Raw genomic sequence first — 15,675 nt, 5'->3', positions numbered from 1 at the left:
TGAGCCTTATGGACTGGGTAGATTTGGCATGCGACAACCGATTCAAACTGCTCGGCTTCATGAATCTCATAAGATATGTTCAACAACCAGGACAAACATCTCTGAGTCACAAAGGGGCCGTATAGTGTGCTAAAAAATAAAAAAGCCTGCCGGGCAGCTAACCACAGCAGGCTTGGACACACATCACATATATTAGTAGCGGTAACTGACACTGCAACGCAGCATCCGTGGTTCTACCGGATGATAGTGCAAATCTTCCACACCGCTGTCATCCTCACCGGACAAACGCGAGGTATACCAGTAGTCAATATCATGCTCATGGCTATTAAATAGATTGAGTACTTCCACTTTGAAATCCCAATCACGATAACCGTACCCCAGAGACAAGTTGACTAAGGTTGTTGCGTCCGCTTGATGTGCTTTTAAGCTGTCTAGTACTCTTTTACCGAGATATCGTAATCGTATAGCGGTGTGTATGCCCGCTGCTGCAGGCTGATAGTTTATGCCAGCACTGGCTACCCAAGGGACAGTACCATCGACGTATTTACCTTCCAGCGTTGCATCTTCAGTAAATCGGGCACGGGTAACGGCAATTTCTGCGTCTACGCTGAGTGCATCATTGAGCCAATAATATGCAGAAATCTCGGTACCGTAGCGTCTGGATGCTCTACTGGGTTCAGTCGTACCGGCATCACCAACATAAAGCAGTTCTGAATCCAAATCTAAATACCAGAATGCTGCGGAAATATTGATGTATTCTCGATCAAAATAACGAAAACCAAGTTCAGCACCAGTGGAACGGACCAGTAGATCCACTTTGTCCTGAGGCTCACCGGTAACCGGATCCACCTTGATAGTGGCGCCTCGCGCATCGTTAGAGTGAAATCCCTGCCCGGCACTGGCATACAATTCCAGATCATCGCTAACCAGGTAGGATAGCCCGCCTTTCAGACTCCAGATGCCATCGTTAGCATTACCACTGTTTAGCGTATTGTCACTGTCAACATCGGCGTTGTAGTAATCATAACGGGCGCCAAGACGCAGTTTGAGGTCATCGGTTAACTCGGCTTCCAGCTTGCCAAACAGGCCGCTAGAAAACTCATCCACCGCATCGTCGCGCACGGTGCCGATACGCTGACGCTGCTGTGTGTGATACAACGCGACCTTGCCAATGTGGTCATAGCGGGTTTCAGCTCCCGCCGTCACATTGGTGTTAATGCCAAGGGGTGAAACGGCCCAATCTCGTGCCAACTTACCGCCCCAGATCTCCCGGTTATCCACTTGCTGAAACTCATCACCATCCTGTGGATTATCGAGAAAATAAGTGAAATTGGAAAACAGGTTCAAACGTGAGCGGATAACATAAGCGCTGGCGCGCCAGTTAGCATCGACATATTGTGACGACAAACTATAACGGCTCGAATCCCCGCCCAAATCAGTGTCTAATGAACCGTACTCATCAATGATACCAGCAGTGACCGCACGTTCAGGGATCTGATCGGCTGAGTTCCAGTCGTTACTATATGCCATCGCGGTGACCGCCAGTTGTCCATTACCCACGTGTGTCAGATAACGGCCAACAGCGTTCACTTTACGGACATCTTCCTCAACGTCTGTCCAAGGGCCTTTATATCCTTGTAATTCAGTGCCATAAATAAACTTATTGTCTTGCCACTGCTGTTGTCCGGTTGCTAGCAGTCGCTGGTATCCATATTGACCCAACGTCAGCTGTACCTGTCGATAAGGCAGATCATCTGTTAAAGCAATGTCTGCCGAACCCGCGCCGGAGAAATCCCCAATTTCTGGATAATATGCCCCTTTGTAATAGTGGATCTGGCCGATTAGCTCCGGAATAAGGAAATTAAGATCGGTATACCCTTGTCCATGACCGTGGCTGCGCATGTTGATAGGCATACCATCAACCGTTGTCGCAAAATCGGTGCCGTGATCTAAGTTGAATCCCCGTAAAAAGTACTGGTTGGCCTTTCCCGAACCGCTGTGCTGAGTCACCAGCATCCCCGGTACAAATTCCAACACTTCCCCCGTGCGCAGTAATGGCCGGGATTCAATCTCCCCAGCGCCGACAATTCCCTCTGAGGCTGAACTACTCTGTCCGAGCAGATTAACTTGCCTTCCAAATACCGCAACACGTTCAATAGGTTGTTGATTGGCTTTGGCGCTTTGGGATTGTCCGGCATCATCGGCATGAGCGGTGACAGCGCCACACAGCAGTGGTAGTCCACAAACGATGGGTGACAACAATTTCATAAAATATTTTTGTTTAGCAGTTAGCGTGTAGGAAGCAGTTTAATGATGACGAGTATTACTAAAATTGATCAAAGTCATACTTGGTATGATTTTTATATTTTTTGTAATACTATTTATACAAAAAATAGCCTGTGTTTTATTTTAGTTTTATTAATCAGCGTATTAAAAATTACGATATGATTATTTTAAAAATAGTAATATTTTATTTTTATTGCGGATGAGTTTAGTGGCAATGAGATGATTTATTCCCCCTATCCGAGAACCGGTTTATCTCCCAGGGGAATGCTTTTGCAATTTGCGCTGCAACGTCCGACGATGCAATCCCAAAGCTTTAGCTGTGGCAGTAACATTGCCATCATGCGCCAGCAAAGTGCGCTGGATATGTTCCCATTCCACCTGAGCTGGCGTCATGGGTTTAGGCGATTCGGTGACGAGGCCGGTTGTAGACCCCGATAACCGTTGGATGATTTCATGCAATCCCACTGGCTTTGCCAAGTAATCAGTAGCACCTCGCCGCATTGCTTCTACGGTAGTAGCGATGCTGGCATAACCGGTAAGCATAATGAGCTGGGTGGGATTGAAATGTGCCTTCAACAGCGGAATGCCGTCTAAACCGGACTCTTGCTCTAGCATCATATCCAATAAAATCGCATTCACCTGTTGTGCGGGCTGTTGCAGTGCAGTAGCCACTGAGGCGTAAACAGCAACCTCATAGTTCCCAGTCTGCTGCAGACGTCGTTGCAGCACTTGCAGATACGTACGATCGTCATCGATCACTATGATTTTTTGCATGAGGCTCCAGCGGCAATTCAACATAAGTGACTATCTTATCGTCGCGGCGATACCAATTGACCTTTCCATGAAATTTTTCAATGGTCGCATTCGTCAGCACCGCGCCCACGCCATGCCCTTTTTCACTGGGCAATAAGCGGAAACCTAACTGCGTTAACAACGCTTGTGACACGCCGACCGCAGAATTTTCAATTTTCAACGTCCAATAATCCGCAGTCGCTGCTGCGTAAACATCGACTTGGCAATGCGATTGTGTCTGTGCGGCTTCACAGGCATTGATAATAATATTGGTCAACGCCGGGAGCAGCGTGCCGTCCGCCCGAATTTCCCCATAAGGCGCCATATCTTGCCAATACCAGTTTATTGGTGTTTCCGGTCTGGCTAATAACAGCAGATGTTGTAATGACTGCCACAGATGTTTTAACTCGTATGGTCGCAATCGAGCAGCTCGCACTTCATCAGCAATAGAACGCCAATTGCGTAATTGATATTCGATGCGGTGTAACTGCTGATCCAGTTCTGTGAGAACAGAGCCTGGCGTTTGCTGTTCCAGTAACTCCTCAATCAATAACCGCATCGACTGCACCGGCGTTGCTACATCGTGAGTTAATTGGGCTGCTGCAGTACCAATGGCAAGTAACTGTTCATTTCGCAATTGCCGCTCTCGCAGTCGATGAATGGCTTGTTCTCGTACCGCGAGCTGCTCACGCAGGTACCAAACGACAGCGGCAACGAGTATGGCGGTCAGCACAAAACCTATCACCATACCGTAATAGTGACTTGTCATGACTCCAGCATGTTCACCATGCCGCGGCAATAGCCATAACTGACTGATTTGAGAGGCAAGACTCACCGCCAATACCGTTGCCGCTGACAACCAGGGCAGCAGCATAAAAGCCAAAACCACCGGCAACAATAACACGGCATTAAATGGATTACTGGCAGCACCGTTGGCCGCAATAATGCCATTAGCCAACAGCACTTCTGTTAACAACAGCAGCAACATCCAACGCGGTGACGGGCGTTGCCACAACAACATCACCAGCAACAGTATCATTACGTATTATTCCGTTATACGTGGTTACCACAGCATACCTTAAAACGAGTAGCTGACGCCAAATTCAAGCGAACGCCCAGAACCTACCATTTGATTGAAGCCTACACTGCTGTCAGCTTTGTAATCTGCAATACTGACACCACCTAATGGCAATTCGTAGTAATGATCCAACAGGTTATTTAAAGCCAGACTCAGTGTGACCTGCTGCCACTTCATGCGACTAGTGAAATTAATCAGCGAATAAGCAGCCGTATCATTTTCCAGGCGTCTCGGATCGACGCGGTCCTTTGCCGCCACCCATTGCCACACGACGCTGTTTTGCCAGCTACCCAATTGTTGCTGCAACGCCAGTGCCGTCTGCAATGGCTTAATCTGATAAAGCGGTTCGTTGCTGTTATCTCGTTCACCATGCGTGGCACTGATACTGGCATCTAACTGCCATGATCCAGACAGATTATCCGCCAGCCGGTAACCGGCATTAATGCGTGCGCCGTAAAGTGTGGCATCCAGATTGATAAACTGCAGCAGGTTACGCTGTCCAGCCGGCAGGCCGCTTTTATTAAAGGTTCCAATAACTTGAGCATCGATATAATCCTGTACCTTGGTATACCAACTGGTCGCGGAAAATTGCCAACTCTCGGTATTGGCTTTGTAAGCAATACTCAGCGTTCTAGCCGTTTCAGGCTTCAGATTGATATCACCCACATAGCCATTTCCATCACCGAACCAACCGATCATCGTGGATGCCATCACGCCCTGGCCCCAGCTATAACGCTCATAAAGATTAGGCGCCCGATTTTTCTGAGCTAATCCAAACTCCAGTTGTTGAGCTGCAGAGAGCTGATAGCGGGTCATCAGCGTGATATCCAACAAGTTATCACTGCGTTTATGGTTGCTGTTGTTAAAAGCTGAGGCGGCGGTGGCGTCAACGTTGGTCATGCCCATCATCGACATTGAATTATAGGCTTGCACTTCACCAGCATTGGTCATGACATACTCGTAGCGGCCGCCCAGTGACCACCACCAATTTGGATTTAGATGTTGCTGCCATTCACCATATAGCGCAGCTCGTAAACGCCGCCCATTATTGATATTGACGTAGTCATTCGGCCCCATCATGGATGAGCCAGTCACTGCGGGCCAGTCATCATCCAGGTGGTAATCGTACGTTTCCTGCCCCAGCAGCAACATGCTGCTACTACTCATGGGTAAACGCCAGTGCAGCTGGTAGCTATAATCATCACCATCAGTGTTCATCGGCATCATCCCGGTTTTCTCCGGGGTGAAGAATCCCATCTTATGGGTGACAGTGTGCCAGTTTGTTTGCGCACTAAACTCACCATCATGATTAAGTTGTTTTAGATAACGAGCTAACACGCCATAACTGCGGTTATCCGTCATATCCATGTATTGATTGGCAAACCCTTGAAACGGGATATATTGATGGGTTAGTTTCAAGGCAAATTGCTGTGTGGCATCGCGCCAAGCAGCAGTCAGCACATGGTTTTGCGAACGGTACAACGTATCCAAGACCTTATCGCCGTTACCATCCTTATAGCTATTAGCATCTTCATATGCCCCCTGATAATTCAGACTGAAATTGTGACTGGCTAACTCCGCACCGACACCCAACAACAAAGCATCATTGATACTGTGATAACCTGCTGATATATAGCCACTATTCCATTGAAGTGAGTCACTTTCTGAAAACTTGGGATTGAGACTACTGATTTCAATCACACCGGCAATATTGTCACCTCCGGCACTGACAGGTGAGACACCGGCAACCACATTCGCATCGGCTACTTGACTGGCTGAGATATAAGACAGTGGTGGATTCATCTGATTAGCACAGGATGCAGTAACATCATTACCGTCTATCAGCACCTTAACACGATCCCCCATCATGCCATTGAGTATGGGGAGCGCCGATACACCTCCGGCTTCAGAAAAATCTACCCCTTGTTGTTTTAATAGCGAATCAACCGCGCCTAATGTGCCATGATGCGCTGGCTGCTGACCTATCACCTCGAAACGTTCAACAGACGCCATACTGTCGGCTTCGTCCGCCCATGCCGAAAGACTAAAAGCAGCAGTCATGGCCATCAGCATTGTGCTGGCTTTCCAACCAGAATGTTGTACATAAAAATTCGTGTAGTCACTCACAATAATCACCTTAAACGTCAGTCACCTGTAAAAATTGTGCGCATTATAACGAGAGCTTGATCACATAAGGCGCGGCATATTGTCGCACCCCGACCAAAGATAAATTGGCGCGTGATTTGTGGCGCGATTTATTGCGTCACAAAGGAGTGGTAGGCTAACGCGGATTGAACCTAACCTGCCAAGAGATGATATAACCCTATGTCCCATCACCAGACTGACAGTACGTTGCTGGATAAATTGTATGATTTGCTTACCGGTGAACATGGTGAGCGCGTCAGCAAGGACATTGATGAACGGGCTGCCAAAGATCAACCGCATAACTTCTTCAGTTATCTTACCGCTAACTGCATGGGAAAAATTGCCGATGAGATCAGCAGTGCGCGCTTAATTTTACCTTGGTTGTTTGGCTTACTTGGGGTGCCAGCATTTTATACTGGCTTATTAGTGCCACTGCGAGAAGCCGGCGTGTTAATTCCTCAATTAGCCGTTGCCGCAGCAGTGCGGCGCCTGGCTTACCGCAAATATGTGTGGCTGGTGGGGGCGTTGCTTAGCGCAGTGAGCCTATTTGGTATGGCATGGGTGGCCATCAGTCACCATGGTCACACCGCAGGTATATTGATCATTTTGATGCTGCTAGTTTTCAGTCTGGCACGCGGACTATGTTCTGTCTCCGCTAAAGACGTGCTGGGAAAGACCATTGCCAAAAGTCGGCGGGGACGGCTAATGGGACTGAGCAGCGGCATTTCAGGCGTTGCCGTGTTATCAGTAGGCATTTGGCTGGGAACCATAAACCTTAAAGACGCCAGTGTCAGCCTATTTGCAGGCCTATTGTTGGCCGGGGGAATATTATGGTTGCTGGCTATCACTATATTTGCCGCAATTAAAGAACCTGCAGGGAACACAGCGTCAGAGGGCAGTACCATTTTCGCAGCATTACAACAATTAAAGCTGCTGAAGACTGATAAACCGTTTCGTCACTTTGTTATTGCCAGAACATTGCTCCTTTCCGTGGCGCTGGCACCACCGTTCTACGTGTTACTCGCCCAGGCGGTAGCGGGGACGCAGCTGACGGGGCTAGGCATTTTGATCATTGCTAATGGGCTTGGGACGAGTCTTGCCTCACCATTTTGGGGATATCTGGGCGACCACTCCAGCAAACGGGTGATGATGATCGCCGCATCGGGCGCTGCGCTGTTAGGTATTATCACCTTTGTGGGCGTCACTTGGCATTGGGCTTGGCTTATCAACCCATACGGAATCGCCGTATTGTTTTTTGTGCTGAATATCATGCACGGCGGAGTGCGCCTAGGACGCAAAGTTTATCTGGTCGATATGGCAAACCAGGAGACTCGAGCAGCTTATGTTGCCGTTTCCAATACTGTTGTCGGCGTACTGATGTTAAGCGGTGGCTTTGTCGGGCTTCTCGGAGACTGGTTTGGTGCCGTGGCCGTGGTATTACTACTCGCATTAGCGGCACTCGGGGCCGTGTTTTATCTGCGCACGCTGCCAGAAGTCAGTGAACCATAACATTGATGATGTGGATACGAGAGAAAACAATAAGCTGCTGTATGCTTAAACGATGAACTCGATAAAAAATCGCTGGAGGTAGCCTTGAAATTTATCACGCTGCTATTGGCATTACTGATTATTGGTCTGATGCTTTATAAGCAGCTAGAGGGGCTCAATCACTCAGTTTCGAGCGCGAGTGATGTCACCACAACCAACAGTGGTGTGCCCCTGGTGCCAACTTCGCCAAAAGATCTCAACACATTTGCATCTCAGGTAAATAAACTCGTCACAGATTCTGCTGCTCAACAGCAGGCGCAAATTCAACAGCAACTTGATGAAAGCAATGGCAATAAAAAGCAGCCCTAATAGGCTCTGTGACGAAAAAGGCGCCTTAAGGCGCCTTTGGCTTAGTTATGTCTCTCAGTATTATGCGAAAGAATCACGCAGTGCAACCGTACGATTGAACACCAGATGATCAGCACTGGAATCCTTGCAGTCAGCACAGAAATAGCCTTCCCGCTCAAACTGATAAGCTTTCTCAGCAACAGCATCTACCAAACCTGCTTCCACAAAACCATGACGCACAACCAGTGAATCTGGGTTTAATGCTTCGTCCAAGGTATCAGCGCCAGCCGGATTCGCAGTACTGAACAAACGATCATACAAGCGGAACTCAGCAGGCAGCGCTGTAGCTTTATCCACCCAGTGAATGACGCCCTTAACCTTACGACCGTCGGCAGGATTAGTCCCTTTAGTATCAGCATCATAGCTACAATATACTGTGGTGACATTACCCTGTTCATCTTTATCACAACGTTCAGCTTTTACAATGTATGCGTTACGCAGACGAACTTCCTTACCCAATACCAGACGTTTGTATTGCTTATTGGCTTCCTCGCGGAAATCTTCGGCATCAATATACAGTTCAGCGCTGAAAGGTAACTCACGTTCACCCAGCTCTGGTTTATTTGGATGGACCGGAGAACTGATAATTTCAGTCTGACCTTGCGGGTAATTTTCAATCACCATCCGAATGGGGTTGATCACTGCCATTGCACGTGGAGCATTTTCGTTCAGCTCTTCACGAATACACGCCTCGAGCATACCGATTTCCACCAGGTTATCTTGTTTGGTAATACCAATACGCTCACAGAATTCCCGGATAGACGATGGGGTAAAACCGCGACGTCGCAAACCGGCAATCGTCGGCATCCGCGGATCATCCCAACCGTTAACTAATTTACGCGTTACCAGCTCATTCAGCTTGCGTTTAGACATCACGGTATACTCAAGATTTAACCGTGAAAACTCATACTGACGGGTACGACCTTCATAGTTAAAATCGTCCAGGTGATCCAACACCCAGTCATACAGACGACGGTTATCCTGGAACTCCAGCGTACATAAACTATGCGTAATATGTTCCAACGCATCAGAGATACAATGGGTAAAGTCGTACATTGGATAGATGCACCACTTATCCCCAGTCTGATGGTGATGAGCAAACTTGATGCGATACAGGACCGGATCACGCATGCACATGAATGGCGATGCCATATCAATTTTGGCACGCAGACTACACTCACCTTCCTTGTACTCACCCGCACGCATTTTCTCAAATAACGCCAAGTTTTCTTCAATTGAGGTGTCGCGGTAGGGACTATTTTTACCCGGCTCCTTAAGCGTACCGCGATATTCGCGCATCTGTTCGCCATTCAGGAAACAGACATACGCTAAGCCTTTTTTGATCAGCTCTACAGCATAACCATGTAGCGCATCAAAATAATCGGATGAATAATGAATATTGCCACTCCACTGGAAGCCGAGCCAGCGCACGTCCTCCTTGATAGAATTGACGTAATCAATATTCTCCTTTTCCGGATTGGTATCATCAAAACGCAGATTACATTGTCCCTGGTAGTCGCGGGCAATACCGAAGTTCAGGCAAATAGATTTTGCATGACCGATATGGAGGAAACCGTTAGGCTCCGGCGGAAACCGGGTATGCACACTGGTGTGCTTGCCACTGGCTAAATCCTCATCAATGATATTGCGAATGAAGTTACTCGGACGTACTTCAGTGTCCAGCTGACTCATGTAATTCCTCTTTGCGAACCTTGCAATCTTTATAAAACGGGCATGATCCTACAGATCATGCCCGCTGACAATGCTTCTAGGATAAAAACTGTAACAACGCCCGTCAACGTTCCTTCAAAAAGAAAAAAGCAGCAAATAGCGCTGCTTTTTCAATCTAATGTCCGGAAATTACTCAGTAATAATTTTTATTCCGGGAATGATTTGCTGAGTCCGTTTGGCTTTACGTTTCAACCACAGATAAAAACTGACCAACGCCGCAGCGAAAAATGCGATCCAGGAACATGATTGCACCGGATGCTGAGGAATGGTTGCCGCTTGGTACACCACGGTTGAAGTGCCATAAGCTAAAGCCAGCGTCCAGCTTGCGGCAAAACTGGCCCAACGCGGTCCAAACTCATTCACTAAGGCTCCCATTGCGGCGACACAAGGTGTGTAAAGCAGGATAAACAACAGGTAAGTAAAGGCAGATAGCTGACCACTAAATCCTGTCTGTAATGCACTAAATGTGGTTTGTTCTACCCCCTGCTCTGCTGCTGCCTCATCGACATTATCAACATGGCCAACGGACAACGACAGCGGATCACCAAGATTAATCCCTAATAAATTTTGCGGAATGGTGCTCAGTGCCTGTTTAAAGCTATCACTCAGAGGGGTTAATTCACCTTGAGTCTGGGACTGGCTGCTATACAGATTGTTGAGTGTACCGACTACCGCCTCTTTGGCGAAGATGCCCGTAACAATCCCAACGGTTGCCTGCCAGTTATCCGACTGTAATCCCATAGGGGCAAACACCGGCGTGATCTTCTGGCTTGCCACACTTAGTAAAGACTCTTTACTGTCCTGGTGACCAAAGGTGCCATCGGTACTGATAGAGTTAATAAAGTTCAGTACAGTTACGACTAACACGATGGTTTTACCCGCACCCAAAATAAAACTTTTAGTTCGCTTGCCGGTACGGCCTAAGACCATCCGCGGTTTAGGTAATTCATACGTTGGCAGCTCCATCACTACCGCAGTACTGTTGCCCGGTAACAAGGTTTTGCGCAACATCAAACCAGTGCCGATAGCGGCAAAGATCCCGATGACGTAAAGCATAAATACCAAATTCTGTCCGGATTCTGGGAAGAAAGCCGCAGCAAACAATGCATATACAGGTAACCGCGCACCACAGGACATAAACGGGGCCATCATACCTGTGACGATACGCTCACGTTCACTCCCTAAGGTCCGAGTCGCCATGATTGCAGGAACAGAACACCCGAAACCTACAATCATCGGCACAAAGGCTTTACCGGGAAGACCGATACGGCGCATCAGACCATCAACGACAAATGCAGCCCTTGCCATGTAGCCAGAACCTTCCAGTACTGACAATGCCAAGAATAACGCTGCAATTACTGGAATAAAGGTACAAACGGTTTGGATACCTTGACCGACACCACCAGCAAGAATAGTAATCAGCCACTCAGGGGCATGTGCACTCTGTAGCCAAGCACCGAGATGGTCAACAAACAACGCACCGGCAGAGATATCAAAAAAGTCGATAAAAGCACTGCCGATATTGATGGCGAACATGAAGGTGAGGTACATAACCAGCAGGAAGATGGGAACACCCCATATTGGATGCAGCACTATCTGGTCAAGCCGATCGCTAAACGTTGGTTTGTCTTCCGCATGAATTGCTGCTTGATAAAGGGCTTCAACAAAATCGAACCGAGTTGCCGCCGCATGGATCTCAATATCTTTACCATCTCGAGCAAAGGATTCTGCGCATTGTTCAACTTCTTGATTATTAGCGCCATGTTGACAGGCATTACACCCTTTTGCGTTAGCGAGCTTTGCCAATGCACGGCCACGGCTAAGGTTGGGCTCAGCTTCACGTAATGCGGCAACGCTGGCTTCAATTTCAGGGCCGTAATCCAATAATAAAGGTGCAGATGACACATGGCCTTCAAAAAACTGCACCACCAGCGCTTTCACTTTTTCGACATCTTTAGCATCGCGAGAGGTCACACCAATCACAGGACAGCCAAGTTTTTTACTCATGGCTGCTGCATCAATGTTGATCCCACGCTTGGTGGCAGCATCGATTTTGTTCAGCACTACAACCATAGGGATACCCAGTTCCCTAAGTTGAACCGTTAAATACAGATGGCGCTCAATATTGGTGGCATCGACCATATTGATAATGCCATCCATTTTCTGAGTGGCGAGAAACTGCTGGGCAATCTGTTCGTCCAAAGAACAGTCGCAGTCGCTTTCTGATGGCAGAATATCGTATATGCCCGGCAGATCTGTCAGGAATACATCAACGCCATGTAGCGTGAAACGGCCGGTTTTTTTCTCAACCGTCACCCCTGCCCAGTTACCAACCTGTTGGTTAGCTCCAGTCAAAGCGTTAAACAGCGTTGACTTACCAGCATTAGGGTTCCCAACAGTGACACAATGAAACTGCTTAATCATCTGCCCTCTCCACTTCAACTATCTGTGCCAGCTCTTGGCGCACACACAATTTACTGCCACGGATTTCGAGTTCAAGACCCGACCCCATCGGTGCGCGACGAATAAGTGAGAAATGCGTATTGGGTGTAATCCCCAGAGACAAAAGCTTGCGTTTAACTGCGGATGGCAGTTCCAAACGCCCGATATCAGAAATTTTTGCGCGATCGCCGGGGTTCAATTCACTTAACTTCATAGCCTCTACCACTTAACTGCTAGCTCTGCACTACCGTGAGGCAACTGCAAGAGTCATTATTAACGCTAACTGTAAACGATAATAATTTTCAATTGTGTCTGTATTATGTGTCAAATCTACGCAGGAATAAACGGTCAAATGAAAATAAACTGCTGTTTGTGGCAACTTTGTGTGCTTGGTCAGAAAATTAGGGAACAGGCTAATTTTTGCGTCACAAAAAGGAGATATACATCAAGGTTTATCACTCAGCGCTGCGGCAGGTATTGTAATGCGGTTTTACAGTGCGCGTCGTCTACAACGCAAAAAAATTGTTGCCCAGACGCTGCCAGATACTACGGCAAGCATTGCAGCGGCTCTGTCTGTAGCTTTGCTCAAAATGAAAAATGATTCATTTTTAAGATGAATTCCCTATTCATCAGTCTTTTAATAACCACTTTGTAAATTTGTCCAGAAACCTTACTAGTCGTTTATAAATAGTCAGATCTCAATCACATAACCTGGCTAAAATAACTGCGAATTGACTTACATTTGGATAGCCTTATGTATGGAAATCTCACTCCACTCACTGTAGCGACAACTCCAAAACTAATGCCCGTTACAGAGAGAACTATAAACCTTGCAGGGATACATAATGATGAAACGGTTTAATTTCAATGCCGCGAGCAAAGCGCTGTTGGGAGCCGGGCTGTTGTCTTTGGTGCTCGCCGGCTGCGGCGGAAGCGATGGCACAGACGGCCAAGACGGAGCCCCCGGTGAACCCGGATTAACTACGCTCAGCATCGACAACGCTACTACGCTAAAAGCCGATTTTACTGATGCTTCTATTTCCAACGGCAGCGTTAGCGTTACCTTCTCTTTAACTAATGCCAATGGTGTGGCGGTTGTCGGTCTTACCAAGGATTATGATCTACGCTTTGGCATCGCCCAATTAACCCACGTAGTTGACACAAATTCTGATGGCTCCACCGGTTTTGATCACGGTTACCAATGGCAGTCGTACATTAACGTCACCAAAGCGCCTTCTAACGTACCGACTGACGTAGACAACCTCAATCCATCCACTCAAACTCAAGCAACTGTTGAGTCTGTATCAAATTGCGACAATTGCCTGGTGGATAATGGTGATGGTACCTATACCTATACCTACCAAAACAATATCGCTAACGTGACAACGCCAGTCTCAGTGACTTATGACGCCGATGATACTCAACGTGTCACACTGGAACTCAAAACTGACACTCTCGCGGTCAATGCGCATTTTGACTGGCAGCCGTCCAGTGGCATGACCTCTGGTATACAGACCCGCAACGTCGTATCGATTGATGCTTGTTATACCTGTCACCAACCAGACAGTCTGAAAGCTCACGGCGGCCGTCGTCTGGATCTGGCAAACTGTGAAGCTTGCCATACGGCAACTTCCGGTGACCCAGAATCAGGCAATAGCATTGACTTCACTTACATGATCCATGCAATTCACCGCGGTTCCGCTCGCGTTACTTACGATGCGGATGGTAATGAAGTTGCTGACCCATACAAGATCGTTGGCTACGGTGGCAGCGTTGAAAACTTTGGGGAAGTCAACTTCCCGCAGACACCTGCCGCAAATTGCGCGGTTTGTCACGTACAAGGAACTAGCGCGCCAAGCGATGCGGCACTGTTTACTGAAGAGAAAAGCAATACTGCTTGTATTGCCTGTCATTCAGAAAAACCTTCTGCTCACCACAGCAGCACCGACTGTATGTCTTGCCACAATGCCGAATCACCATATCCAGGCACTGGCAGCGCAGTTAAACGTCATGGCGATGTGCTGAAAGCTTACACATTGGCACAAGAGATGAGTGTAAAAGTGTCCAATATCGGCCTTGATGCCAATGGTAAGCTGACCTTCGGTGTACAGGTACTGGATGCGGATGGTAATGCTGTCGATCAGACTTATATCAACCAAAGCAGTCGTATGGTTGTGGGCTGGGACATCGACAAAGACTTCCCAGCATACAGTGAAGCGTCATATAGCAACCGCCGCGCTAGTTTAAGCGCCGGAACATATGATGCCGCTACCAAGACTTACACTGTGACAATTACCAGTATGAATATGCCAGCAGATGCCAGCGGCAAGACTTTTGAAATTTGGTCTACGCTGCAAGCCTGCTTCAACAACGGCGGTTATGGCGTTGATGATATTCAGTTAACTGATTGCAGTGCAGACAACGTTCGTAAAGTTTATATCAAACAAGATCCTTACAAGTTTGTTTGGGGAACTACCGGCGAAGACGACACCGCAACAGTAGCCACTCGTCGTAACATCATTGATGCAAACAAATGTCTGGGCTGTCATGGCCAGGAAATTGTTCACAACGCTAATGGTGTGAACTGTCAGGCTTGTCATACACCTGATAAAACATTGAAATCAGATTCAACTTATCCAGGTGGCAAAGTACCGACTAGTTTTGCATTCAAGGTACATGAACAGGAAGGCCATTACCTGAAATATGCTGGGTTAGGGTCAGGAACAGTGCTGAAAACTGACTGTTCTACCTGTCACACTGATGACGGAATTACCTTGGGCCGAGATCCGGATCGCGCGTGGCGTTACGGTGACACTGACAATGGCGGAGCCGAAATTTGGGTATCTTCCGATGCCGGGGCTTGCCTGAGCTGTCACCAACAATACCTGACCGATGCGGCTAAGTCTCACATTGAAACTAACGGCGGTATTCTCGACGGTATCAGCGCCGATGATGTTAAGCAACGTGCGGCAGAAACCTGTAAGACTTGTCACACACCATCACAGCTGATGGAAGCTCATGGCAACTAACTAAGTAAGCGCTACCACGAAAAAATGAAGGAGGCCTAGTGCCTCCTTCATTTTTTGTAAACAATAAGTTAGATAGTGTATCAAGTTATTTAGTAAAAGCTGTAGTACAAGTTTCATTAGTTAACTATCTCTTTCAAAATAGAAAGATCCAAGTCACACATTAACGCCTGTTTAGAAGCATTTATTGATATTCTGCGTTAGCCTTTCCGTGGGAGATACTTTATCCAGCATGGGGTCAACAAGCTGATTACAACACCAATCTACCGGACAAAAACG

10 protein-coding genes are annotated in these 15,675 nt (G+C 47.6%); 3 read left to right on the top strand and 7 right to left on the bottom strand.

All coding sequences use genetic code 11. The features are described from left to right. Positions 1-192: 192 nt before the first annotated feature. The 4 genes from KDN34_RS06815 to KDN34_RS06800 form a co-directional block, all read right to left on the bottom strand. Positions 193-2,268, bottom strand: coding sequence for a TonB-dependent receptor (locus KDN34_RS06815; RefSeq protein WP_212596138.1), 2,076 nt, complete (start codon positions 2,266-2,268; stop codon positions 193-195). A gap of 267 nt (positions 2,269-2,535) precedes the next feature. Then, positions 2,536-3,060 carry a response regulator transcription factor gene (locus KDN34_RS06810; protein WP_212596137.1) on the bottom strand — a complete coding sequence of 175 codons (525 nt, stop codon included), beginning with the start codon at positions 3,058-3,060 and terminating at the stop codon, positions 2,536-2,538. Beyond that, positions 3,035-4,117: a sensor histidine kinase gene (locus KDN34_RS06805; RefSeq protein WP_212596136.1), complete on the bottom strand. Its 1,083-nt coding sequence runs from the start codon at positions 4,115-4,117 to the stop codon at positions 3,035-3,037. Before KDN34_RS06805 ends, KDN34_RS06810 begins: the two co-directional genes overlap by 26 nt. A 39-nt stretch (positions 4,118-4,156) precedes the next feature. Then, positions 4,157-6,223, bottom strand: coding sequence for a TonB-dependent receptor plug domain-containing protein (locus KDN34_RS06800; protein ID WP_407695796.1), 2,067 nt, complete (start codon positions 6,221-6,223; stop codon positions 4,157-4,159). 258 nt (positions 6,224-6,481) lie between these two features. Here KDN34_RS06800 and KDN34_RS06795 point away from each other — a divergent pair, with 258 nt between their 5' ends. Together KDN34_RS06795 and KDN34_RS06790 are read left to right on the top strand one after the other, a co-directional pair. Then, a complete protein-coding gene (locus tag KDN34_RS06795) occupies positions 6,482-7,810 on the top strand; it encodes an MFS transporter (protein WP_212596135.1) in 1,329 nt (442 codons plus the stop codon). A gap of 84 nt (positions 7,811-7,894) precedes the next feature. Next, positions 7,895-8,158 carry a hypothetical protein gene (locus tag KDN34_RS06790; RefSeq protein WP_212596134.1) on the top strand — a complete coding sequence of 88 codons (264 nt, stop codon included), beginning with the start codon at positions 7,895-7,897 and terminating at the stop codon, positions 8,156-8,158. A gap of 60 nt (positions 8,159-8,218) precedes the next feature. On the opposite strand, the gene glnS is transcribed toward KDN34_RS06790, so the two are convergent. The 3 genes from glnS to KDN34_RS06775 form a co-directional block, all read right to left on the bottom strand. Continuing rightward, positions 8,219-9,889, bottom strand: coding sequence for a glutamine--tRNA ligase (gene glnS / locus KDN34_RS06785; RefSeq protein WP_212596133.1), 1,671 nt, complete (start codon positions 9,887-9,889; stop codon positions 8,219-8,221). Between the two features lie 168 nt (positions 9,890-10,057). Beyond that, entirely contained in the window at positions 10,058-12,352 is a 2,295-nt protein-coding gene (feoB, locus tag KDN34_RS06780; protein ID WP_212596132.1) for a Fe(2+) transporter permease subunit FeoB, read from the bottom strand. Next, positions 12,345-12,584, bottom strand: coding sequence for a FeoA family protein (locus KDN34_RS06775; RefSeq protein WP_212596131.1), 240 nt, complete (start codon positions 12,582-12,584; stop codon positions 12,345-12,347). The genes feoB and KDN34_RS06775 overlap by 8 nt, the downstream gene beginning before the upstream one ends. A gap of 631 nt (positions 12,585-13,215) precedes the next feature. Here KDN34_RS06775 and KDN34_RS06770 point away from each other — a divergent pair. Beyond that, the gene (locus KDN34_RS06770; protein ID WP_212596130.1) at positions 13,216-15,399 is read left to right on the top strand and encodes an OmcA/MtrC family decaheme c-type cytochrome; all 2,184 of its coding nucleotides are present in this window, start codon (positions 13,216-13,218) and stop codon (positions 15,397-15,399) included. Positions 15,400-15,675 lie beyond the last annotated feature (276 nt).

The organism is Shewanella yunxiaonensis, from assembly GCF_018223345.1.
Lineage (GTDB): Bacteria > Pseudomonadota > Gammaproteobacteria > Enterobacterales > Shewanellaceae > Shewanella > Shewanella yunxiaonensis.
The sequence above is the reverse complement of the archived record's forward strand: the minus strand, read 5'-3'. Positions and strand labels throughout refer to the sequence as shown.